Source organism: Nostoc sp. (assembly GCF_036919575.1).
In the GTDB taxonomy this organism is placed as follows: domain Bacteria; phylum Cyanobacteriota; class Cyanobacteriia; order Cyanobacteriales; family Nostocaceae; genus Nostoc.
This window is the reverse complement of record NZ_JBALBY010000122.1, coordinates 20799-40707: the sequence shown is the minus strand read 5'-3', so window position 1 is coordinate 40707 and position 19909 is coordinate 20799. Positions and strand designations below refer to the sequence as shown.

At 41.8% G+C, this 19909-nt stretch carries 32 protein-coding genes and 1 pseudogene; 8 read left to right on the top strand and 25 right to left on the bottom strand.

Going from position 1 to position 19909, the window contains the following annotated elements; translation table 11 throughout:
• Window positions 1-74 precede the first annotated feature (74 nt).
• The 5 genes from V7K27_RS32685 to V7K27_RS32665 form a co-directional block, all read right to left on the bottom strand.
• Complete coding sequence (locus V7K27_RS32685; RefSeq protein WP_334952821.1) at window positions 75-563, bottom strand: hypothetical protein; 489 nt, start codon at window positions 561-563, stop codon at window positions 75-77.
• On the bottom strand, window positions 563-973 hold the full coding sequence (locus V7K27_RS32680) for a hypothetical protein (protein ID WP_334952820.1): 411 nt from the start codon (window positions 971-973) through the stop codon (window positions 563-565). The genes V7K27_RS32685 and V7K27_RS32680 overlap by 1 nt, the downstream gene beginning before the upstream one ends.
• 501 nt (window positions 974-1474) lie before the next feature.
• Complete coding sequence (locus V7K27_RS32675; protein WP_334952819.1) at window positions 1475-1753, bottom strand: hypothetical protein; 279 nt, start codon at window positions 1751-1753, stop codon at window positions 1475-1477.
• 14 nt (window positions 1754-1767) lie between these two features.
• A complete protein-coding gene (locus V7K27_RS32670) occupies window positions 1768-2343 on the bottom strand; it encodes a hypothetical protein (protein ID WP_334952818.1) in 576 nt (191 codons plus the stop codon).
• A gap of 3 nt (window positions 2344-2346) precedes the next feature.
• The gene (locus V7K27_RS32665; protein ID WP_334952817.1) at window positions 2347-2649 is read right to left on the bottom strand and encodes a hypothetical protein; all 303 of its coding nucleotides are present in this window, start codon (window positions 2647-2649) and stop codon (window positions 2347-2349) included.
• A gap of 600 nt (window positions 2650-3249) precedes the next feature.
• Between V7K27_RS32665 and V7K27_RS32660 the strand changes: the two genes are divergently transcribed.
• The 4 genes from V7K27_RS32660 (at window position 3250) to V7K27_RS32645 (ending at window position 5543) form a co-directional block, all read left to right on the top strand.
• A complete protein-coding gene (locus V7K27_RS32660) occupies window positions 3250-3519 on the top strand; it encodes a hypothetical protein (protein ID WP_334952816.1) in 270 nt (89 codons plus the stop codon).
• A gap of 21 nt (window positions 3520-3540) precedes the next feature.
• Window positions 3541-4110 carry a GNAT family N-acetyltransferase gene (locus V7K27_RS32655; RefSeq protein ID WP_334952815.1) on the top strand — a complete coding sequence of 190 codons (570 nt, stop codon included), beginning with the start codon at window positions 3541-3543 and terminating at the stop codon, window positions 4108-4110.
• A gap of 14 nt (window positions 4111-4124) precedes the next feature.
• Window positions 4125-4598 carry a hypothetical protein gene (locus tag V7K27_RS32650; protein WP_334952814.1) on the top strand — a complete coding sequence of 158 codons (474 nt, stop codon included), beginning with the start codon at window positions 4125-4127 and terminating at the stop codon, window positions 4596-4598.
• A 195-nt stretch (window positions 4599-4793) separates the two neighbouring features.
• Window positions 4794-5543, top strand: a complete 750-nt coding sequence (locus tag V7K27_RS32645; protein ID WP_334952813.1) for an SDR family oxidoreductase — start codon at window positions 4794-4796, stop codon at window positions 5541-5543.
• Between the two features lie 157 nt (window positions 5544-5700).
• On the opposite strand, the pseudogene V7K27_RS32640 reads toward V7K27_RS32645, so the two are convergent.
• The 14 genes and pseudogenes from V7K27_RS32640 to V7K27_RS32575 all read right to left on the bottom strand — a co-directional run bounded on the left by V7K27_RS32640 (window position 5701) and on the right by V7K27_RS32575 (window position 12339).
• A pseudogene (locus V7K27_RS32640) lies at window positions 5701-6532 on the bottom strand (aldo/keto reductase).
• 300 nt (window positions 6533-6832) lie between these two features.
• Complete coding sequence (locus V7K27_RS32635) at window positions 6833-6994, bottom strand: hypothetical protein (RefSeq protein ID WP_334952812.1); 162 nt, start codon at window positions 6992-6994, stop codon at window positions 6833-6835.
• Complete coding sequence (locus tag V7K27_RS32630) at window positions 6978-7217, bottom strand: hypothetical protein (RefSeq protein WP_334952811.1); 240 nt, start codon at window positions 7215-7217, stop codon at window positions 6978-6980. The genes V7K27_RS32635 and V7K27_RS32630 overlap by 17 nt, the downstream gene beginning before the upstream one ends.
• Before the next feature lie 11 nt (window positions 7218-7228).
• Entirely contained in the window at window positions 7229-7552 is a 324-nt protein-coding gene (locus tag V7K27_RS32625; RefSeq protein WP_334952810.1) for a hypothetical protein, read from the bottom strand.
• Window positions 7549-7749 carry a hypothetical protein gene (locus V7K27_RS32620; RefSeq protein ID WP_334952809.1) on the bottom strand — a complete coding sequence of 67 codons (201 nt, stop codon included), beginning with the start codon at window positions 7747-7749 and terminating at the stop codon, window positions 7549-7551. The genes V7K27_RS32625 and V7K27_RS32620 overlap by 4 nt, the downstream gene beginning before the upstream one ends.
• Before the next feature lie 132 nt (window positions 7750-7881).
• The gene (locus tag V7K27_RS32615; protein WP_334952808.1) at window positions 7882-8352 is read right to left on the bottom strand and encodes a hypothetical protein; all 471 of its coding nucleotides are present in this window, start codon (window positions 8350-8352) and stop codon (window positions 7882-7884) included.
• Window positions 8353-8413: 61 nt separating this feature from the next.
• A complete protein-coding gene (locus V7K27_RS32610; protein WP_334952807.1) occupies window positions 8414-9637 on the bottom strand; it encodes an RNA-guided endonuclease InsQ/TnpB family protein in 1224 nt (407 codons plus the stop codon).
• A 147-nt stretch (window positions 9638-9784) separates the two neighbouring features.
• Window positions 9785-10102, bottom strand: a complete 318-nt coding sequence (locus V7K27_RS32605) for a hypothetical protein (RefSeq protein WP_334952806.1) — start codon at window positions 10100-10102, stop codon at window positions 9785-9787.
• A 39-nt stretch (window positions 10103-10141) separates the two neighbouring features.
• On the bottom strand, window positions 10142-10915 hold the full coding sequence (locus tag V7K27_RS32600) for an ERF family protein (RefSeq protein ID WP_334952805.1): 774 nt from the start codon (window positions 10913-10915) through the stop codon (window positions 10142-10144).
• A 15-nt stretch (window positions 10916-10930) separates the two neighbouring features.
• A complete protein-coding gene (locus V7K27_RS32595) occupies window positions 10931-11191 on the bottom strand; it encodes a hypothetical protein (protein WP_196524403.1) in 261 nt (86 codons plus the stop codon).
• Between the two features lie 29 nt (window positions 11192-11220).
• Window positions 11221-11430, bottom strand: a complete 210-nt coding sequence (locus V7K27_RS32590) for a hypothetical protein (RefSeq protein ID WP_334952803.1) — start codon at window positions 11428-11430, stop codon at window positions 11221-11223.
• A 39-nt stretch (window positions 11431-11469) separates the two neighbouring features.
• Window positions 11470-11700: a hypothetical protein gene (locus V7K27_RS32585; protein ID WP_334952802.1), complete on the bottom strand. Its 231-nt coding sequence runs from the start codon at window positions 11698-11700 to the stop codon at window positions 11470-11472.
• Between the two features lie 66 nt (window positions 11701-11766).
• A complete protein-coding gene (locus V7K27_RS32580) occupies window positions 11767-12135 on the bottom strand; it encodes a hypothetical protein (RefSeq protein ID WP_334952800.1) in 369 nt (122 codons plus the stop codon).
• Window positions 12136-12171: 36 nt separating this feature from the next.
• A complete protein-coding gene (locus tag V7K27_RS32575) occupies window positions 12172-12339 on the bottom strand; it encodes a hypothetical protein (RefSeq protein WP_292843889.1) in 168 nt (55 codons plus the stop codon).
• 320 nt (window positions 12340-12659) lie between these two features.
• On the opposite strand from V7K27_RS32575, the gene V7K27_RS32570 reads away from it, so the two are divergent.
• From V7K27_RS32570 to V7K27_RS32560, 3 genes are all read left to right on the top strand, one after another.
• Window positions 12660-12989 (top strand): helix-turn-helix domain-containing protein, encoded by a 330-nt coding sequence (locus V7K27_RS32570; protein WP_334952798.1) that lies wholly within the window; start codon window positions 12660-12662, stop codon window positions 12987-12989.
• A 179-nt stretch (window positions 12990-13168) separates the two neighbouring features.
• A complete protein-coding gene (locus V7K27_RS32565) occupies window positions 13169-14767 on the top strand; it encodes a hypothetical protein (RefSeq protein ID WP_334952797.1) in 1599 nt (532 codons plus the stop codon).
• Between the two features lie 235 nt (window positions 14768-15002).
• Window positions 15003-15575, top strand: coding sequence for a hypothetical protein (locus tag V7K27_RS32560; protein WP_334952795.1), 573 nt, complete (start codon window positions 15003-15005; stop codon window positions 15573-15575).
• A 217-nt stretch (window positions 15576-15792) separates the two neighbouring features.
• Here the strand turns inward: V7K27_RS32560 and V7K27_RS32555 are convergent, their stop codons facing one another.
• The 4 genes from V7K27_RS32555 to V7K27_RS32540 form a co-directional block, all read right to left on the bottom strand.
• Window positions 15793-15954: a hypothetical protein gene (locus V7K27_RS32555; RefSeq protein WP_334952794.1), complete on the bottom strand. Its 162-nt coding sequence runs from the start codon at window positions 15952-15954 to the stop codon at window positions 15793-15795.
• A 394-nt stretch (window positions 15955-16348) separates the two neighbouring features.
• A complete protein-coding gene (locus V7K27_RS32550) occupies window positions 16349-16822 on the bottom strand; it encodes a hypothetical protein (protein ID WP_334952793.1) in 474 nt (157 codons plus the stop codon).
• 40 nt (window positions 16823-16862) lie between these two features.
• Window positions 16863-17405: a hypothetical protein gene (locus tag V7K27_RS32545; RefSeq protein WP_334952791.1), complete on the bottom strand. Its 543-nt coding sequence runs from the start codon at window positions 17403-17405 to the stop codon at window positions 16863-16865.
• An 82-nt stretch (window positions 17406-17487) separates the two neighbouring features.
• The gene (locus V7K27_RS32540) at window positions 17488-17694 is read right to left on the bottom strand and encodes a DUF2945 domain-containing protein (RefSeq protein ID WP_334952790.1); all 207 of its coding nucleotides are present in this window, start codon (window positions 17692-17694) and stop codon (window positions 17488-17490) included.
• Window positions 17695-17886: 192 nt separating this feature from the next.
• Here V7K27_RS32540 and V7K27_RS32535 point away from each other — a divergent pair, with 192 nt between their 5' ends.
• Window positions 17887-18144 carry a hypothetical protein gene (locus tag V7K27_RS32535; RefSeq protein WP_334952789.1) on the top strand — a complete coding sequence of 86 codons (258 nt, stop codon included), beginning with the start codon at window positions 17887-17889 and terminating at the stop codon, window positions 18142-18144.
• Between the two features lie 215 nt (window positions 18145-18359).
• On the opposite strand, the gene V7K27_RS32530 is transcribed toward V7K27_RS32535, so the two are convergent.
• Together V7K27_RS32530 and V7K27_RS32525 are read right to left on the bottom strand one after the other, a co-directional pair.
• Window positions 18360-18671: a hypothetical protein gene (locus tag V7K27_RS32530; RefSeq protein WP_334952788.1), complete on the bottom strand. Its 312-nt coding sequence runs from the start codon at window positions 18669-18671 to the stop codon at window positions 18360-18362.
• Between the two features lie 11 nt (window positions 18672-18682).
• Window positions 18683-19651, bottom strand: a complete 969-nt coding sequence (locus V7K27_RS32525) for a hypothetical protein (protein WP_334952787.1) — start codon at window positions 19649-19651, stop codon at window positions 18683-18685.
• Window positions 19652-19909 lie beyond the last annotated feature (258 nt).

Genomic DNA, 19909 nt, shown 5'->3' with positions numbered 1-19909 from the left:
GTTTGTGTTAATTGGCGCTTTCGGATAGATGATGCGAGAATTAAACTTTCACGAATCTATCCAACCCATCAAAACTAATGACATAGACTACTAGGCTTAGTTTCAAGGTCATAAACCATGTGGTCTTGAAGTTCCCGTCGTGCTGAATCTGGGTTCTTACCCCGTAGGGCGTGGGCTTCGATTACCTGAACGCCTACAGAAATTATGAATGCCAGGTAAAAAAACGGGTTGAACAGTGCAAACGGCACATTTAGCCAATTCCAAGTCGGCTCAAACCAGGGTAAAACAGGCGGCCCAGTAAAGATTAATTGCCAAGTTGAATCAGCACTGATTATGGAACCGCCGATAAATAAAATCCCGCCAACTAATGCACGACCCGCACCACCGTTAGCAACAAACTGATTGACAATCGCGGCGGCAGCCCTAATGGGTAAACCGACAATCATCACTATAGCCTTGGCACAAAAATCGATGATTTCACCAAGCGATCGCTTCTTACCTTTAGGCTTACTATCGCTGTTGCCAGTACTATTAGTTTCCGCACTTGATGAACTATTAGCCATTACTTTTTCCTCACTGGTTTGATATTTTGAACGCTTTTACAAATCTTTTTGGCTTTGTGCTTCCACTTCCAAATTCCTTCTTCAATTCGTCCAATACACCTGCCCGTCGCATCAAAAACATCAATAATCTCATCATCAAGATATAGGGTTGTGTCTGGTCTGGGATTGCGTTTACTGTTGTCAAAGTAATTGGTAATTCTCAACTTTCGAGTTGTGGGCATCACTCCCGCCTCATACAAGGCATCACTGGTTTTAGCCCGTTCTTCTATGCGGGAACGTTCTAATTCTTCTGAGGCTTTTAGCCGTTGAAGCTCTGCATAAGCCCCCAACTTGGGTACTAAGGGGATGATTACAGGCAATATGCAGATGCCAACACCAGCCAAAGCTAAGTACAGTTGTTTCTTATACATGAGACTGCTGTGCTATAGCGCGTTCTTAGTACAAATTTTTCCCATGTTTCACACATATCTTTAATAAGGTGTTTCATGTTTCACGCCCTGAAACACTGATGAAACCGTTGAAACGTTTCATGAAACAGTGCTGTGAAACAGTTGGATGAAACACTACCCTTCATAACGGCTTTCGAGCAAGGAATTGTCTAGTGTTTCATGTTTCACGTTTGATGTTTCATGCTGGGGGAATGCTGTTTCATGCTGTTTCACGCCCTGAAACACTGATGAAACCGTTGAAACAGTTTCGTGAAACAGTGCTGTGAAACAGTTGGATGAAACACTACCCTTTATAATGCCTTTCGAGCAAGGAATGGACTGTTGTTTCGTGTTTCATGTTTCACGTTTCACGCTGGGAGAATGCTGTTTCACGCTGTTTCACGCCCTGAAACACTGATGAAACCGTTGAAACAGTTTCATGAAACAGTGCTGTGAAACAGTTTTATGAAACACTCCCGCCCATCACTCTTGCCTCGATGCCCGTCCCAGAAATGTCAATCCTGCACCAACAAGTAATCCCAACGGTATGAACATCCCACTACCAATTAATCCAGTAGCGACAACGCTACCAACGAGATATGCACTGCCACCTAAAGCGCCAACAACTGAAGTAGCAAACAATCCGGTACTGAGAATATCCATAACTTGATTTTTCCTTTGATGAGTTAATAGTTCTTGAAGCAGTCGGATTTCGGCAACAGTGGCAACAGTTTCATTTTGGATTTGTAACAATGCCGCCACTGTTTTATAAGCTTCTAAAATCGGATCTGTGTCCCCATCGAAGAAACTCTCTCCCGCAACAAATTGAGTCGCGCTTTGAGTAGTTCCTTTTTTTGGATGGACTTCCCCAGCCTTGTTGAGGCTTCTTCTGCCAAATTAATCAAACTCTGATCTATCTCGGTAATCTGGTTATCGACTTCCAACATGGATTGTTCAGCAAAGGCATCCAATACCGTCCCCTTGGCTCCAATCAAGGATTCCATGAACAACAAAGCTCCTGTGACACCAGTCGATGCACCCAAAATCTTAGATTGCTCATTTTGAACGGCTATAGCACCAGAAATAGTCTCTTTATCAGCCGCAGTTAACTTGTATGAGGCTTGTTGAATTGCTTCGTCAGCTTTAGTGATTGTGGCTTCGGGTATATCTGCTACAGGTGATTGTTGAGGCTGTAATCTTTCACTATTGGTAATATCTTGAAATCTAGCTAAAATCTCCTCTGGAACTGGTGAATCGACCGTCCATTTTTGCTCTGGATATTGACGGCGCAGCTCATCAACTACTTTTCCAGGTACTTTTTTGAGAGCTTGTGCGAATTCTTTAACAATCATGATTTACGCTCCTAAAAACTTTTCGGGGTGATTTTTTAATTCAATTGCCACCTTCTTCAAAGAACCTTTGACTAAAACGTAACTTCTAATTCTTTGAAGCACAGGTAAATGCCAGTTTGTCAACTTTGCTCGTCCGTTTAGCCCTCCATTATCTTCGTCCCGAAAATCTTCAAATTCTGGCAAGTACAAAGAAGCTAAGTCCAAATACTTTTGGAACTGTCTAATTCCAACTGATGGCTCCAATTGTCTGGCTGCCTCCTCTCGTGTTAACAATTGTTCAACTACACAGCTTCCTTGAATTAGCAATGGTTTCGGCTCCTAGAGTTCCGATTGAGTTCCTGCTGAGTTCCGACTGAGTTCCGATTGAATTCCGGTTGAGTTCCGATTGAATTCCGGTACTGATAATACTAATAATAAAAAAACCACCGACTGGTGGGGAGGGTTTTTCTAATGACTTAGTGTTTGGGAAACACTAACTTCTTAATAAGTAACTATGAATCGCCCCAAAATGATTAAGTACATACGGCTTTGGTTCGACAAATCTGGAGCTACTTTCATCCGCTAACCAGTTTTTTAGTGCCTCGACTGAGTAACCTGACAAACGACTCATTTGGTAAGTCGAAAAATTATGAACTCTTTTAAATTCTTTAGGATGTATTGGCTTAATACCAATATTTTTCATGATTGCTCCTACTATTTGTGAAGCTATTGTGTGAGTAGTCCATTTTTAAGAAGTGGTGGGAATTTAAGTTAAGAGCTTCTATCAAGCAATACGAATTGAACGCCTAAATCTAAATCCCGGCCACAAAACGTAATTGCGAATTATTTTAACGTACCATACCGCACAAATATTTGCAAACATAACGTAAACTGCCGTACTATCTTTATATTATTTCTCTGTTGTGTATGCCGAAGCCAGGATTTAAAACAATCACAGTACCAGACTGGATTGTTGAGGAGATTAAGAGACAGCCTGACTATAAAGGGAATCAAGCTGCCACTTTGGGGGCACTCGTTAGGGATGGTGTTGCGGCTCGTGGTGGGGAATTGGAAAACCCAGCAATATTCCTTGCACGCGTACTGAATAATTTACCTAATTGGGAGCGGCGCGAATCCTGGGAGTTAGCGTTGACTATTTTAAGTTGGTTGCAAGAAACAGAGCATAATGCTGATTAATGAGATTGATACAATTAGTTCATGGGTAATTTTGGTGCAATGCTTCTGGTAAAACTAATTCGCGGTCAAGATAACACGATTGTGGAAGCAGATTTAGTGGAGCTATGGCAAAAGCACGTCGATGATTATGCCAACAAGTGGAAAGAACAATTAAAACTGCACGAGCAATCAGATAAATTTTGGGACTGGGAGTTTAAACTGGAGTTTGTCATTAATAGACAAGCAAACCACGAAGGCTATGCGATTGAATACGAAGATGAAACTCAAGGATTAATGCTGATTGAAACCCAAATGCACGGTTCTCGTCTACAAGAGGGAAAACGCTTGATATATATTGATGGCATAGCTACCGCACCTTGGAATCGGTTATATATCCAACGTCCGCCAAAATTAAAAGGTGTTGGAACTGCATTTTTGGCGTTTGCCAGAACTCGCAGTTTAGAGCTAGGTTATGAGGGCAGAGTAGGGTTACATTCACTACCGGGAGTAGAAGAATTTTATGATAACCAAGGCATGATTGATGTCGGAGAGGATGAAGATTACGATGAACTAGTTTATTTTGAGTATGGAGTTTTTCGTTCTCCTGTATGAGGTAGTAAAGCTAAATGAGTCAATTATTTGATGAAGAATCTTTAAGAAAAAGTGTTGAAGCTGAGGATAAAGTTGGTGGCAACATTGGGGCTGGATTAGATTGGGGGTCAGCATTTGGTTCCTTAATGGGCAATCTAGAACTTTGGGGACGCTTCACGACGTTGCGTATTTCTCTAAATAGAGAAGTGCGGTTGTTGCTGAATAATTGGAATTTAGGGACAGCTACGAAAATTGCAGTCATTGCTGCAAGAGAAAGAATACTTGAAAAGTTTAGATTGCCGACACCAGAGGTAAGAGAATACATACTTGCTACTCTGGAAAATGATGAACTTTATGGCGAAGAATTCATTTCTAATCGAGAGATACTGCGCGAACTGCTTGGGGTGTTATTAAAACAAGAAGATTGGGAAACCATTGCAGCAGTCGCAGCAGATTCGTTAAAGAAAGAAATTATACATCAAGCTATTGGTGAAAAAATCTCAGCATAGTCAAGCTCATCGCAATAATCCTATTTGAATTACTTTTTGTTTTGCCAACAAGTGTGTGCTGTTTTACCTAGCCTTTCTTCTAGGTTTCCAATATTTAGACTTTGTGGGACGATTAAGCCAGTATTTAAACTCAGCTTAAACATTTTGTTCTGAAATGTGATCTAAATTTATCACTACACACAGGAGTGCTTAATCATGGTGCAGGACGAACTAAAGAACAAAGTAGCTTTGATTACTGGTGCAAATAAAGGTCTGGGGCTGGAAATGAGTCGCCAACTCGGACAACATGGATTGACAATTCTGATAGCGGCCCGAAACTTAGATGCAGCTAAAACAGCAGCAAGTAACTTAGAGAATGAAGGAGTAATAGCTCACCCAATTGCCCTGAATGTCACTGATAGCAATCAAATTGAATCTGCTGTTCAACAAATTAGTAACTCTTTTGGGAAACTTGATGTCTTGATCAATAACGCAGGTGTGTTTTTAGATGGTGATTGGTTAACCAGTAATGCTAGTTCTATTTCTGTAGACATTATTCGACAGACATTTAGCACCAACTTTTTTGGCTTAGTGGAATTAACTCAACGAGCATTGCCGTTAATATTGAATAGCCCTAGCGGTCGAATTGTGAATATGTCGAGTATTGAAGGCTCGTTAACACTTCATTCTGACCCCAATTCATTCATCTATGATTCCAAACCATTTGCTTACAATGCTTCTAAGGCAGCAGTGAACTCATTCACGATTCATTTGGCTCATGAGTTACGTAATACTCCGGTGAAGATTAATAGCGCTCATCCGGGTTGGGTAAAAACGGAATTAGGTGGTGAAGGTGCAATGATGGACATCGCATCAGGTGCGAAAACTGGTGTTGAATTAGCGATATTGCCAAATGATGGCCCCAGTGGTGGGTTTTTCCATCTTGGTGAACCTGTAGCTTGGTAACTTGGTAACTCATCCCACGGCTTCAAGCCGTGGGCTCGTCAACTCACGCGCAATTAATCTCATGCTCCCTTATCGGTTGAGACGTGAAATTTCTTGCTGTTTCAGCTAACTTATTTGAACTGGGAATGAAAACTTACTTACCAGTTCGGTAACTAACTTAACGATTAACAGTACTCATATCAGGGTAGCGTAAGCCTGCGGTAATCCCTTTTGGTGCAACTGCCTCAATTTGAGCGAGTTCATCTGATGTAAGAGTCATGGAAGTAGCTGCAATGTTTTCCTCCAAATAGGTGCGTCGCTTTGTACCAGGAATTGGGATAATATCTTCACCTTGAGCTAATAGCCATAAGAGAGCAAGTTGGCTAGGTGTGACTAAGCGGACTGTAAGCCACAAAACCAATTCCTAACTCTCGTACAGTAGATAAAATTTCATCTTCTGGGTCGCGGCTCCACAAAGAATACTCTGTTTGAAGTGCAGTAATTGGGTGGGTTGCCTGCGCCCGTCGAATTGTCGCCGGAGCAGCTTCGGAAAGTCCTAGATAGCGCACTTTACCAAGTTTGACTAACTCTGCCATTGCTCCTACGGTATCTTCTATTGGCACATTAGGATCGACCCGATGTTGATAATAGAGGTCAATTGTCTCAATCCCCAGCCGTTTAAGTGAAGCATCACAAGATTGATGGACATATTCTGGCCTGCCACTAACGCCTTTCCAACCGCCGTCTTCAGTACGGACATTACCAAACTTGGTTGCTAATACTACTTTGTCTCGACGATCAATAATTGCTTTGCCTACTAATTGCTCGTTGGTAAACGGGCCATACATATCAGCAGTGTCGAGGAAATTTACCCCAAGTTCTAATGCACGGTGGATAGTAGCGATCGCCTCAATTTCATCACGACCGCTGTAAAACTCAGACATTCCCATGCAACCAAGTCCGATCCTTGAAACTTCCAATCCTTGATTCCCTAGCAAAACACTTTTCATCTAATAGTCTCCTAATCAGTGATCAGAAAAATAAACCCTTCAGCATTATCCCTTTCCCTCTGAACAAGTCATCTATTAGAAGAAGTACTTCCTGGTAGAATAATAGATACGCCCGAACTGCAACTAGGATGCGGTTCAGGGACACCTGCTAAACCAAAAGCCAGCCTCGCTGTGAAAGAGCAGGTATTGTGATGTTGAAATAGTTCGGTTTCTTTTGCCCAAAAACCAGGAGAGAGCCACTTAAAGTAGTGGAAAAGGCGAAAACTGCAATGGCACAATTGAGGATCAACTGTTTTTTGTTCATCGTTGTTTTTTCGGCGGTTCGTATTTGGATAACAAAGCGCTGAAGTCGTAAATCGTTACTGTTGGCTTTGGCTTTGGCTCTGGTTCAGGTTTTGGTTTCGACTCTATTACGAGTTCAGGATTGCCGAAACCAATTGCATTTTTAATTTCCTGTTCCATGACTGGATTCTCCTTGTTGAGAAAATTGCTCTACCTGCTCGATTGCGTTGACTATATCTCCCAAAATATTGAACGCATCATTTAGCACCACATCGTTTGAGGTACAAAAATGTTCTGACGATTGAATTTTACGATAATCTCGACTACTCCCCACAAGCCGCAACGTATATTGACAACCTTGCAATATGGCTCGAATTTCTGATGTGGTTAATTTGATTTCCATCCTTGTTCCTCCTAAAACTTGTCCTGACGAATACTGAAACTCGCTCCAATCAAAGCACTGCCCAATAAGCCTGAAAAACTAACTAACATCATCCCCAAACAAATGTTCTTCTGATGCTGCCAATTTCGAGAACTCATAGCAATCTCCATTCCCCAGCACCCCATTGCCCCTGCTCCTGTAAATCCGGTAAAAAGCAGGGAGACAATTGCAGTTGTTTCTATGGTGCGGTTGATGAAAATTTTGGGGTTGAATCTCTTTCGAGTCCGGCGTAGAACTAATTTATTACGAGTGTTAGAAGGCAAGGATGATTGATAAATCGCTTTCTGTGTTTTCATTTGGCATCCTCCAATTCAACAAAAAATCCCGCACCAGTATTCTTAATCTTCACTAACTTTTGATTGACCAGTGTTTGAATCAGGCTAAGACTGAAGTTTATACTGCCCAATCGTGCGCTACCTCCACAACGACGGAGATACTGTAGGCACAGTGAGGACTGGTCAGTAGGGGTGGGATGAGTGGATTTTCTCGGCATAATCTTGACTATGACTCTATGATTTGTAAATGATGTGCATTGAAAAAAATTCCTTGACCAGTTGGCATATCTGAGAAATGAACACTTTTAGCGATCGCACACTGATGATTGAATGCAATCGCGCTTTCAGTTTTAATCTTTGAGCTTATGCTGTTGAATCAAAGCCAGCACAATGTTTGGAGTTAAAGGACTCCAACGTGGTTGGCTAAAACGTTGACCATCCCAATTAAATTGCACTAAAGAAAAATCTTCTGGTTCTTCGTTTTTACTTATTTTATTGCGAGGATAATGCTCGATAAATAGAAAATTATCCCCCAGATAGCGACCTGACGATAACACAGTATTCTGGTATTTTCGCCAAATCAATGTAGCTAGACCCTCCGCAGAATTAGTAATGCTTGTCCCCGTGTCTTGTTCATCTAAATCCGAACATAAGACAATGCTCGGCATGGAATATTCTTGATAAATTAGCAGATGACATTTACTATCCCAGTACTTTGGATTACTTTGCTGTAGTTCATGTCCGGCTCCTTTCCAAACGAAAATAGTGTCAAGCACTAAGCTAGGTGAATCAAGATTAATGTTTGTAGTTTGAGTAGTCATAGTTTTCCTGCTCTGACATCGCAATAAGTTGTACAGTTAATAACTTTATGGACAAATGTCCTCAAGCCACTTTTCCCGGTGTTAAGCGGAATGGGTAAACTGCAATACCCTCTATCCCTAAGCTAAAAGCCGCTGGGACTACCTTTCTTGTGATATTCAGACTTCCATTGATATCTGCATGAATTAGCCTACCATCCTTGGATTTGTACCAAGCACGTTTAACTCGTTTACCACTGAAAGTATGTTTTTCACCTTTCTTGTAAACGGGAATTGGATCTAAATCAAGGAACGAGGATGCAGAAGTGTAGGATTCTTCGTCAACCAAAACGGTCATACCAACTAACACAGCTTTGTATTGCAACTGCTCAATAAAACGAGCATGAGGAATACTTACGAAGTTCTGATTAGTTTTTGTACCAAGGTTAATTTCCTGTTTCCATTGCTCGTTTTTCCCAATAACCAGTGTCCCAATTCCCTCGGACACCAAATGGTCAATAATCCATCGACTTGCATTGTGCAGATAATTATCGACTCGGTTATTTCGTTTAGAAGTTAGGGCGTTGATTCTCCGGTAACTCTTAGCATTTCCCTTCAACTGTGATTGGAATTTAGCCTTAATTTTGTTGTATTGCTGGTTGATTGACTTTAGCGGTCGTCCATTAACAAGTACTGGTTTAAACCCAGGTTTGTTTGAAGTTAACGCCGCTAAGTTATCTAATCCAATATCAATACCCGCTACCCAACTTTGATTTAACTCTTTTGGTTCTGGTTCCTTTTCGTAAACAACCTCTACAACGTACTGCCCAGATTTGGGAATAACTCTAACCTCTCTAACATTACTAACTGAGGTTGAAACTTCAATGTTCGTTTGAGATAGTTTGACGATACCTTTTCTCAGTGCTGGCTTTGAAATCGCACCCAATTCATAAATTAGGATATTACGACCGTTCTCTTTATCCTTGTATTTTGGAAGCTTAGGGCGACCTAAAAACTTTGACGGGTCTTGATTGTAGGCTTTTGTTGCCTCAAAAAATGACTTCCAATTTCTATGCAAGACTATCAACACTTGATTACTAACTTTGCGCGGTAATGCTTGATAAGATTCATGCTGCTTTACCAGATGAAATATCGCAACATTGTTCAGATACTTATTTTCAAAGATAAATGACTGGCGCACCAAATAGTTAGCATAGTTGTACAGGTTTTTTGAGCGCCAACATAAATCATTTATTTCTTTGTATGAAACGTGACTTGTTTTAATTATATGTCGCTCAACGAGTCTCATCGTCTTCTCCATTTGCTCAGCTTGTGTTGATCATGAAGTGGATCTACTTCTGTTGTTACCTCAGAATCAAATCGATCCATAACAAACGCGCGAAGATAATCATATTCGGTCAAGAATTTTTCTCCCTCGTATATTGGATAAATTTTACTAATAATTCGAGTTTTCACCGATGCCATATTGCCATTTTAGAAAACTGACGGGAGTACAGATTTCTGACCAATCACAAGCTCCCATTGGTGCATTCCAGTCTTGTCGGTATTCCTCTCCAAAATACCCCAGTCCCCAATGCCAATCGTCATATTCCGGCTGTGACTCCCATCCAAACCAGAGAGCAACATTTACTTTAATCAGATACAAAAACTTAATCATCCATCCGCCACTGTAATCAGAAATGAAATCGTAAAAGTCTCCTAGAAAGCGTTCATTTGTTAATGCAATTAAATCCATTCTTGACCAAAGATTCATCTTTTTCTCTACCCCTAGTTTGAAGTATGATTTTTCTTTTCAATTGAGTTCAGGTAATTGTGCAAGCGCTCCTTCCATCCATGCTTGAATTGCTTCCATCTCAGAAACACCTCGCAATACAGCATCGATTACGTGTTTCTGATAAGAGTTAGCAGCATGATTCGGGTGTCCAAACTTATTACCAGTCCAAGCCAAACACATGGTTTTCACTAGTTCATCAATCTTGGTAGTATCAAGCTCACTCGGACTCGTAACATTTTGAGAATGCAGCCATTCTTTGACTAAATCGAGTGGATAATTTAAAAGTGTGCGAACTTCTTTGACTCGCAAATCTTTTGGGCTGATTGATGGTGCAGTTACAGCTTGTTTTGGTGGCTGGACTCTATACTGTTGATTGTCTTTGCGGGGTCTAATGTTATTCTGTGGCTGTTCAGATTTTTGAGGAGTAGTTGCACTTTCAGCATCATTATCTTCGTCAGCAGTCACCGATAAAATTGCACAAATCGCATATCGTCGTGCATAAGTTAATGCTGCACCAAACTTTTGAGAATCACTAATTTCGGGTAGAGGATAAGTGCTGGTGATATTTTCCCCAGATTCATGAAAAATATGAGTCCGTAGCACGGTTTTACCTTCAAAGATTTCAGTAGTTTGGATTATTACTAATCCATATTTACTAAGTCTGGGGGTGACAGCATCTAATACAGCATCTAGTGTTGCATATTTGCGCTTGTAGTGAGGATTAGTCCCGTCTTTTTGAATGGGATTAAACTCTGCCTTTGCCTTGATTAAAGCTTTGATTAGTTCTTGCATTATCCAGATCCTGTTTTACCAATCACTTTCATTGACATCACCGGACACTTTTTTGCGAGACTTAGCCTTATTTATCTGAAACTCTGAGGTTTTTAACACAGGCATTGCCGCAAGTTTGACTGAAGCTTTGGCTTGGTGATAGAGGAATTGGGTTATTCCATCAGCGTCTTCCCCATCCTCGACTTGCGCCCAGAGAGAACAGCCTAGTTCCAGCGATTCGTAGTCGCCTAGATTAAATTTTCTAGAGTAGCTAACAGATACAGTTGTGAATTTCATAAGATGTCGAATTTGGTAAATATTGGTTGTCAATTATTTTGATTAGTATCAACCATCTCAATACTGAGGCTTTGACATAAATCGCTAGCTTTTACACCAACAATTCCTGGCTCAATTTCAATAGTTAATTCCTCAATGATTGAATGAAAGCCAGGGTCTTCATCATTAATTTCTATCTCCATCACACCTGCATTATTCGATATAACATTATTCGAGATTAACCTCGTTGGTGATTGCAATTCTTTTGGTGTGCAATCGCCCTTTCTACCTTCAGCAACTTACGCCGCTACTGCCGCCCGAACTCCCAGCGACGCAATCACTTGTTCAGCACTAGCAGCCACGCGATTGAGTCCGTATTGTCTGGGTTTTGCGTACCAGCCTTCTTGATTGCACCCGATGAAGCCAACCAAATGCCCGTCTTGGTAGAGTTTGGTGCTAAACGAGAGCCAATCAATCTCGCCGTGGTACAGACCAAAAACAGTGCAGGCTTCTTCTAATTCATCGCTCAATCGTTCGTTTCGTTCTAGTGGCGTTTCCGGTAATGTCGCTTTGACTTCTGCAACTCTTGTAGCGAACTAGTCTCGGTCGAAGGGTAGCCGTCCGCCACCGACTAATTGCGCCCATACCGTGATTCCGCCTTCGATCCAGATCGTCCGAACTGATTCGGGTTGGACTTCGATAATCTCGCCAATGATGCGGCGATCTCTGCTGGTGAGAGGATCTTGGGTTGAGGCTACAGCTTCGGCTTGGGATTCGAGGTGGCTGTATAGTTCAGCTTGGGCTAAGGTTTGTTCATCAACAGAAGAACTAGGAATTGCTTGCTGTGTATATGTTGCATACGTCATAATAGAAATCTCCGTAATTGGGGAAAAGGCGATCGCTGAGTTTTCCAGACATGAGCGATCGCTTTTGTTATATGTGCAAACAACGTTGTGGTTTAGCACAACGCTCTCTTTCTTGATTTGGCGTAGCCATCAAAGCTAGTTGCTAAGAGCATTATCAAGACAGCAGACAGCCGCATCAGGGGATGTGTAAGGAAGTGCTGTGTTCGGAAGAGGACACTCTACTAAATTCAGCTTTGCTGTAAAATCTTTGATTTCTAGACGAATGGCACTAAATAACCAGTTTTTTAAGACTTGGTAGGTCATCGAGATCATCCTCGCTGGCTTGAGCATTACAAGTTTGGCTGACGGCTGCTAGTCCCGGTGGCACTTGGTTTTGTGGTTGATTGAAATTAGTTAAGTTTGGTAATTTGCAAACCCTTTTTGCGTTCGGGTGCAGGCGGTTGCATTTCCTTGCCCTTATATTTATAAATATACGTGAGGCGTATGTTTTTGTCAATATCTCACGAATATTTTTAGTAGTGACAGTTATGTTAATAGTAGTCTTATGTATAATAAGGCTGTAGACGCTAAAAGAAGATTAATCGTTTTTCCACTATGAATATTAGGATTGTGGAGTAATGACGATGGATAAAAGAGTGATTCGCTGGAAGCTGAATGAAATCATGGCCCAAAAAAGAGTCAGAAATAAAGACCTGGCGGAAGGTATCGGCATCACCGAAACCTCTGTTTACAGATTACGGAAAACTGATACCATGCCCCGGATGTCACCTGATCGGCTAAACGATATTTGTCAATTTCTTGATTGTCAACCTGGAGACTTACTGATTTATATCCCAGATAACGATGCGGAGAGGGCGGAAAAAAATCAACAGAAACTAAGTAAGGGAATCGCTATAGCAAAACACCAACTTCCTAAAACTGATAAAGAAGTAACTGAGGATATTGCAGCATAAAGCGATCGCCGCCGGTCAAAGCAACGCGATCGCCTGCTCAATCCGTTGATCACAAAGTGAGCTTATTACAATGCTGACACATTTTTGGGCAAACACCCTTCAGTATCTCCTCGGTTCACTTTGGTTAAACTGCAACACCCCAACTTTCAAGCATTTACCATACATAGTGGGCAAGAGATATGCTGACACTAGACAGAGAACAAACAACAGAGCTTGACTACACCGACCTCAACAGCAGCATCAAGGAAACCTTCACCGCCATCGACAGATTTGAATGGCAAGCGGTCAATGAAATCCTCCAGATGCGCGAACAGCAGATGTACCTCGAAGCAGGGTACAAGAACTTTGAGGAATACTGCCAAAGCGAATTATCTGCCTGGGGCGGCTACCGACGAATCAATCAGTTGTTAGGGGCAAAGAAAGTCATTGACACGGTTGGCGAATTGGGGGGACACATTAAAAACGAGCGTCAAGCTCGTCCGTTACTACGCTTGGTTAAGGAACCAGAGAAACTTAAAGCTGCTGTAGCGATCGCTCTCAAAGATAACCCCTCCCCCAGCGAATCAGACTTTGCGGCTGCTGCAAATATTGTGGTTCCTCAACTTCCACGCAAAAAGCAATCTACTCAGGAACCAATGGTTCCCAAAATTCAAGAACCAGTGGTTCCTCAAAAAGCTATTGTCACAGTTTCACAACAGTCACACCCAAGGTATGGGGAAGAGGGAATCATTGAAGCTTCGGCTCCAAATCATTGGCAACAGATTGTCACCTTTGCTGATGGCGAGAGGCTGTTGGTTAACAATGCTGATTTAGATGCCCCAAGCGTTCCATTCCCAAGAGAACGCACTTACCCCGCAGAATATACCGAAGCGATCGCTCAAATCAAAGAGCAACACCAGCAGGAGTTAGAGCGCCTAGAGCAGGAATTGAGAATTGGACTACAAGCCGAAGCAGGAGCTAGAGCCGAAGCCCAGGTACAAGAACAAATCTTATCCTTGCAAAGTCTGTACAAGCAGCAGAGGGAGCAGAATATTCAATTGCAGCAGCGCTTAGATGAGATGGAATCTCTACGGCAGTTGGAGACTGAAAATCAACAACTTCTTTCTCGCATTCAGGAACTAGAACACGCCGTAGAAGAACGTCCTTCTCAACAATGGGGAAATACTATGACCCAACAGGCGACTAAAGCATTAAACAAGCAGGTGAAACAGGCGTTAGAGAAAACCATTGATTTGCGATCGCTAGCGCAGGAACCGCCCAAGGAAAACGCCCAAGAATGTCTGCGGCTCATGGGTATGGCGTTGAAGAATCTTGCCAGCGCAATGAACAATACCCAAGCGTTGGAAGCTGCGGCGATAATTCTGGGGAGTGAGCCGACACCATCTGCGATCGCCTATCGAGCCGAGCAATTGTCAATGTTGCCACAGGCGGTTAGTGACATTAGGGCAGTGCTTGTAAAGCCGGGGTCTACTTGGCAGGACTATTGGGCAGTGGCGCAAGAGTACGAGGTGATTAAACAGGACTATTGGGCAGAACTTACCACTGAGGAAACAGAATTAATCAAATCTCTAGAAAAAGCTTCTCATCCTCCGGTGATCCAAGTCGGTTCTATCGTTGCTTATGCTGACCCTTACTACACCTTATATAACGCTAGAGGTGAAGTTGTAGAGGATTTGGGCGAGGACGAGGTGCTGGTTGCTTGGGATCACTGGAAAGAAGAAGGAAGAAAAACAAGTAGGTATTTCTTGAATGAGTTGCGATTCTGGGAACCTCACTAGGCTTCCAGTGTAAAGAGTGATTTTTTAGACAACTGAATACAAGTACCAAGCCCCGCATCACAGTGGGGGAAATTTCCGTGCGTCAAAACAATTCAAAATTCAAAATTATGAATTCAAAATGGCAATCAGTGGGAGCCTGTACCCAAAATTAATCAATTAAAAATTAGTTTTCTTATTAATTTTGCATTTTGAATTTTGAATTCAAAAAAGGTCAACATAAACAGGAGATTGTACAATGACCGCAACTATTACAAGACCCAAGCCCAAAAAGGCTGCCACTAAACCACAGTCACCGTATAAAAGGCTTCATGTGATTATTCCCATAGAAGATATGCTGTGGGCTTCCCAGCAAAAGCCATCAGTTACGCAATTGTGGCAGGAGTGTTGGACGGCTGATCCTTACGGTTCTCGGTGGATGCCTCTTTCTACTGGAATGGGTTACAGTACTTTCATTCAAGCCAAGAAAGTTTTGTCCGATAGTGGACTATTCATTTTCAAGCCGGATAAGTCGATACAGGATGGCCGGGAGACAGTGAAGTGGATGGTGCAGAATTTACATGGTAGCCGGATGAAGGAATTTTGGGAGAAAGCCAATTCTGAAAAACAAGAACCAAATCCTGAAAAACGAGAATCTTATGCTGGGGATTCAGAGATAGATGCTGGCTGTGAAGAAATGGGTGCTTTAAATCAAGCATCTATTTTAAATAGAACTCAATCAGAGCAAGGGTTCCAGGAAACCTCACGAAAGGTAGCTTGCTTAGTTTTAACACGTCTAAATAATTTGTCACAAAGCGTAGGCTTAAATTGAGATAATTTAAGTTGAGCAGCAATTTCATGTGTATTTAATTTTTCAGGTTTAATTGGTGGTTGAGAATTAGGAATTAGAATCCAATCCCACTCTTCACCGCATTCTTTATGAACTGATAGAAGACAATCTATACGGTTTTCATAAACTTGCACTTCATATTTAGCAAGTTCTAATTCTTGCATTTTCGCTCGTAATTTTGACTCTTTTGCTAGCTCTCTCATAGTGAGAGCAGACTGGCGTTGTTTACGCCGTTGTTCTGCTTCTCTTTGTCGCTGGTATCTTTCAAGATTACGCCGAGCTTTTGCACATTCACGAGCCGCTCGCCGGGCTGCACTTTGTCTTGCTTTCGTAGCTGGTGATGGGTTGCCCCTGCCGTCATAATTCCATCCCATAGGATTAAAAAGTAAAATACTGTTGGATAAATTTAGCTATTATGAGTACAATTGGAGGTTATTTAATTTCTTCCCAAACTTAGTTAACCCAAATTCTTTCATAGTTAGTGCTAAAGAATTATATTTATAAATTTTGAATACAAAAACTATTGCTTATTTAGCATAAATTAAATTTAATACAGAAAGTACCGTATTTATACATAATATTTTCTCTGAAAATAACTTAAAATTGTGAAATAGTTTTAAGAGAAAACCAAGGTTAATAGTATTTTTCAGAGTACTGGAATAATAATCCGCCCTTGCAGATTGTAATTAAAAAACTGTTGAGTAAGTTCCCATAATGGGGAATTGGTTGACTGAAATGAGTAACGCGATCGCCCTTCAACTACTCGCATACTCCAGCACTCGTTCCCACTCCCAACGCCAAGCAGTCTCTACCAACATTTCCTTGCCGTTGGTGAATTGGATGAATTCTTGCCCATTGTCGTAAAACACATCAGCAACCAGCCGATTACGCACATCATACTCCCACTGAGAAACTGCGGCATTCCACCATCTTTGTCCTGCCGATTGTAACAGTGGCAGTTCCAGGTACTCATCACGCCATGCTTTTGGCTTCCATTGCTCACGCACTGCACTAATTAAAATCGCGTTCGGAAAAAATTGTAAATCATTCTTTTCTAGCCACAGCACATAGTCAATCGTGCTTCTTAAAGCATCCTCTAGTCCGTATGTGCAACCTTCTAGAGATATTTGAACTTCTTCGAGCGAAAAGTTTACCCCAATGGCAATCAAAGCTCGTTCATATTGCTTGAATATGTCGTATTTAACTGAGTCTTGTGACCAAAACCACACGCTTAATACACCTCCCAAATAATCAGCAATTTCTAGATGATCAAATTCTAACTAGCCACTTCGTAAGCGCTAAATCAACAAGAGCTTCTAAAAGGACAGGGTTTTGAAAATTTTGTTGTAAAAAATTGTTGTAGATTCCAGCATGAAGTGGTAAATACTTCTGATGATAGTAATTACCAGGGCGTTTTTCGCGTGGCATCGCATTCCATTCGGATTCGAGCTTCATTTTACCCATACCTTCTGGTATGTGACCAACATTAGTAACTATTTGCCCATTGAGCCAAAGCCTGATTCTACCGATTACTTCTTTCCTTCTGGATGTAGGGGTTGGCAACCACAAGAAGACTGCTAGCTTACTTTTAGTCCTTTGATAGCAAATTTCGGCTACTGGCTTGCTTTTGCCTCTAGAATATCGAATTGTATTTGTTCCTTCAATTTCTTCTTGAATACGCTCGTCAAAACTCAATATTTTTTCTCTTAGCTGAATAATAGCTTCCTGTTCTTCCCCGTTACAAGCACCAAGCCAGTTTAAAAGTAGCTGAGGCGCACCAGAAAAATTAGACAGTATGACACTTGCTGTCACTCTAATTAATTGGGCAGCTTTGCCAGATGGTCAATTCTTTGAGCAATCACTTGCAATTTTACGCCAAAACCTAGCTAACCTGTCAAGTAACGAGACGTAAACTAAGCAAGTTACCCGTAATAACAGTTTTGTCACTTTTAACTAAATACTGTGGATTATCTTCTGAGGCAGCAACATGATGTCCACTGATATCTATAGGCGAAGTTAATTTCTTTTCTACCTTACCAGTAGTTTCGCCCTGTGCCGTATTCCACTTCACTTTATCGCCCTTCTTTAATTCTTCAGCCACAGTTTTTTCTTAGATATTTTATACCTGTTTATTATCTTGGGGTCATCAGAAAAATTAATCAGCCAAACGATAGAAAAAGAGTTTACAAGGGTTATCAATCCAACGACAACACGAAAATACAGGCTGTTTAGCGGCACTTAAACAAATTCCGCCGCGCCCGTTGTCGAAAATGAATTTTCTGACAAGGAAGCGATGCCTGCGGCGGGCGTAGCCATCGCTAATCAAACACGGGAGCAATTAGAACAGGGAAATTCAGCTTCGTTGAGGGTTGAAAATTCAGTTTCAGGTGGAGAAGTCAAAGCTGTTCATCAGAGTGAAAGTTCCGCCGCGCCTGTCCCCAGCGCTGAAAAGTGGTCGCATGAGGCGATTGTTGCTTTTGTCAAATGTGCGACCAGAGCGTATGCAGAAACTCAAAGTGGCAGCGAATTCGGTGCAGAATCCGGGTTTTGAGTACTTGCTCTCGTGTTAGAGTGACGATCCGGCGAAAGCAGATTGTGACCAAGAAGCTGCTGGCGAAGTTTCCGCAGTGGGGAATTGGTAATAATTGCGTTAACGTAGCGGGGCGCAGCAAGAGTGCGACTTGCGAATTGCGAATTGGTTTGACATCTCCGATACTGAACCGTATTGGGTTACAGTGTCGGAGATGTCACAAAAAGAATATGGTTTTAAACTTTGACCAATGAACCTTTCTTGATGAAATTACCTACAAGATTATCGACCTTGATAAACTTAGTTGAATCTTCTTGTGGAGTGTCAAAGTTACAAGCAATGGTGCTGTAGTTCAGTGTAGCAGTGGCATAGTAAGTAGAGTTATTGTAAATACCGCCACCCTTACCAGACTCTTTTTTACCAGAACTAAGTTCGATTCCGAAAGCTTTATTGTGCTTGATAATGCTGTTGCCTACTGTTAAGGTTGCATTATTGTAGATGCCACCGCCTAAGTGTGCCTGATTGTCACTAATAGTACTATCACTCACCTTAACGATGCCTAAGCCGTCGTATGTAATATTAGCGAACTAATACTACTGTTGCTCACTAATAGATTTACGGTGTCGAAGTCTGTAGTGATGTACATATAGATTCCGCCACCATTAAGTGCTATGTTGTCATTAATGGTGCTGTGGTTCAGGGTCAGGCTGCCAGAGTAGTTAAAAATGCCTCCTCCGCTACCAGAGAAGGAATCGGGGCTGCCACTGACCTTTACTATGTTGCTACTAATGTTGCTGTAGTTGACGCTCAGACTGCCAGAGTTGAGAATGGCGCCGCCGTCGTCGGATGCTGTGTTGTGAGTAATGCTACTGTGATTTAGAGTTATGCTGCCAGAGTTATCAATGCCGCCGGCGTGTTCAGCAGTGTTGCCAGTGATCGTGCCATAGTTCACGGTTGTTATAGTGGCATTGCTATAGCTGTTTTCAATGCCGCCGCCATCAACTGCTGTGTTGCGAGTAATGGTGCTGAAGTTTAGGGTCAAGCTGGCTTCGTTGAAAATACCTCCGCCTTCGGTTGCAGTATTCTCAGAGATGGTACTGTGGTTTACCGTGAGAGTGCCAGTGTTATAAATGCCGCCACCATCGTTTGCAGTGTTGCCAGTGACGATGCTATTACTTAAGGTAAAAACGCCTTCATTAGAGATAGCACCGCCTCCTGCTGTGCCACTGTATTTATTGGTAATAGTCAGCCCGTTGATTGCAGATGTTACGCCACTGGTAATATCAAAAACCCGCGATGCACTATCATCCTTAATAGTTAGTAAGTTGGGATTTGTACCTTGAATGGTAAGGTCATCTGTGATACTTAGACCACTACCAGTCAAACTGATGGGATGAGCAAGTCCGTCATTAAAGAGTCCACCAAAATTGATGATGTCTTTTCCTGACAGAGCATTAGCATCTAGAATTTCCTGCCGTAGTGAACCAGCACCACTATTGTTGGTATTAGTAACGGTAAATGTAGCCATTAGTACTACTCCGATTTTTATTCAGGTGTATAAAAATTGTGCTTAATCTTTGTCATGATATTACTACGACTAAAGAATATTTATTCTACTTCTTACGGAGTATTTAAGTATTAGTTTCTTCAAAGAGATAAAGTATTACGACGAAAGCAGATTGTGAGCAAGAAGCTATTGGCGAAGTTTCCGCAGTGGGGTATCGCTCATGTAGATGGGGTGCTGGTTGATTGGAATGGGTGAGCTAGCGCTAAAAAATCGTAGCCA

Bases quoted from the DNA above. Each gene is read 5' to 3' on its own strand.
- V7K27_RS32655 (WP_334952815.1), top strand. From the start codon at position 3,541: ATGGGTAATTTTGGTGCAATGCTTCTGGTAAAACTAATTCGCGGTCAA.
- V7K27_RS32645 (WP_334952813.1), top strand. From the start codon at position 4,794: ATGGTGCAGGACGAACTAAAGAACAAAGTAGCTTTGATTACTGGTGCA.
- V7K27_RS32575 (WP_292843889.1), bottom strand. From the start codon at position 12,339: ATGACCTACCAAGTCTTAAAAAACTGGTTATTTAGTGCCATTCGTCTA.
- V7K27_RS32615 (WP_334952808.1), bottom strand. From the start codon at position 8,352: ATGACTACTCAAACTACAAACATTAATCTTGATTCACCTAGCTTAGTG.
- V7K27_RS32660 (WP_334952816.1), top strand. From the start codon at position 3,250: ATGCCGAAGCCAGGATTTAAAACAATCACAGTACCAGACTGGATTGTT.
- V7K27_RS32555 (WP_334952794.1), bottom strand. From the start codon at position 15,954: ATGACGGCAGGGGCAACCCATCACCAGCTACGAAAGCAAGACAAAGTG.
- V7K27_RS32535 (WP_334952789.1), top strand. From the start codon at position 17,887: ATGCCTGCGGCGGGCGTAGCCATCGCTAATCAAACACGGGAGCAATTA.
- V7K27_RS32670 (WP_334952818.1), bottom strand. From the start codon at position 2,343: ATGATTGTTAAAGAATTCGCACAAGCTCTCAAAAAAGTACCTGGAAAA.
- V7K27_RS32620 (WP_334952809.1), bottom strand. From the start codon at position 7,749: ATGCCGAGAAAATCCACTCATCCCACCCCTACTGACCAGTCCTCACTG.
- V7K27_RS32685 (WP_334952821.1), bottom strand. From the start codon at position 563: ATGGCTAATAGTTCATCAAGTGCGGAAACTAATAGTACTGGCAACAGC.
- V7K27_RS32650 (WP_334952814.1), top strand. From the start codon at position 4,125: ATGAGTCAATTATTTGATGAAGAATCTTTAAGAAAAAGTGTTGAAGCT.
- V7K27_RS32570 (WP_334952798.1), top strand. From the start codon at position 12,660: ATGGATAAAAGAGTGATTCGCTGGAAGCTGAATGAAATCATGGCCCAA.
- V7K27_RS32600 (WP_334952805.1), bottom strand. From the start codon at position 10,915: ATGCAAGAACTAATCAAAGCTTTAATCAAGGCAAAGGCAGAGTTTAAT.
- V7K27_RS32680 (WP_334952820.1), bottom strand. From the start codon at position 973: ATGTATAAGAAACAACTGTACTTAGCTTTGGCTGGTGTTGGCATCTGC.
- V7K27_RS32610 (WP_334952807.1), bottom strand. From the start codon at position 9,637: ATGAGACTCGTTGAGCGACATATAATTAAAACAAGTCACGTTTCATAC.
- V7K27_RS32635 (WP_334952812.1), bottom strand. From the start codon at position 6,994: ATGGAACAGGAAATTAAAAATGCAATTGGTTTCGGCAATCCTGAACTC.
- V7K27_RS32595 (WP_196524403.1), bottom strand. From the start codon at position 11,191: ATGAAATTCACAACTGTATCTGTTAGCTACTCTAGAAAATTTAATCTA.
- V7K27_RS32560 (WP_334952795.1), top strand. From the start codon at position 15,003: ATGACCGCAACTATTACAAGACCCAAGCCCAAAAAGGCTGCCACTAAA.
- V7K27_RS32605 (WP_334952806.1), bottom strand. From the start codon at position 10,102: ATGAATCTTTGGTCAAGAATGGATTTAATTGCATTAACAAATGAACGC.
- V7K27_RS32630 (WP_334952811.1), bottom strand. From the start codon at position 7,217: ATGGAAATCAAATTAACCACATCAGAAATTCGAGCCATATTGCAAGGT.
- V7K27_RS32525 (WP_334952787.1), bottom strand. From the start codon at position 19,651: ATGGCTACATTTACCGTTACTAATACCAACAATAGTGGTGCTGGTTCA.
- V7K27_RS32565 (WP_334952797.1), top strand. From the start codon at position 13,169: ATGCTGACACTAGACAGAGAACAAACAACAGAGCTTGACTACACCGAC.
- V7K27_RS32625 (WP_334952810.1), bottom strand. From the start codon at position 7,552: ATGAAAACACAGAAAGCGATTTATCAATCATCCTTGCCTTCTAACACT.